Origin of the sequence: Catenibacterium sp. UBA627 (assembly GCF_002299355.1) — a bacterium.
Taxonomy (GTDB): domain Bacteria; phylum Bacillota_I; class Bacilli_A; order Erysipelotrichales; family Coprobacillaceae; genus Catenibacterium; species Catenibacterium mitsuoka.
Window position 1 is genome coordinate 5,555 of the sequence record NZ_DBPF01000082.1, and the last position, 455, is coordinate 6,009.

1 pseudogene is annotated in these 455 nt (G+C 25.7%); it reads right to left on the reverse strand.

Annotation, left to right across the window (positions count from 1 at the left end):
- A pseudogene (locus B2S90_RS05280) lies at positions 1-340 on the reverse strand (hypothetical protein); the annotation flags it as partial.
- Positions 341-455: the final 115 nt, after the last annotated feature.

Sequence of the window (455 nt, forward strand, 5' to 3'; positions counted from 1 at the left end):
TATCATCAAGGAATAATCCTCTTAAGGTTTCTAAATCATGAATTAAAAATACATAAGTTAAATTTTTCTTTTTCTTAATTTTTTTCAATATATTAATATACTGAGTTTCTGTATAAATCGGATGAGGAAAAACAATAAGAGAATCATTTGGGAATCCATAGAACTTTCTTAAAGCACAAATGTTATATAACTTTTTTATTACTTTATTTCCCTCTTTTTTGTTGTTAATGTCATAGTTTTTAAACCCATTTTCTTTTAAAATCTGATAACAGTCTTTTACTGCTTTTGACCCTGCGTCAAATTTATTATCAGCTGTTAAATTTAAATAATACTTTTCCATTTTACTCTCCTTATTTACTCTTAGAAAATTGTTTCTGTCTTACTTGTCCTACAAGTAATGCGAATCTATTCATCTTATGCTTTAAGAACCATAATGGTACTTTACGTGTAATAGA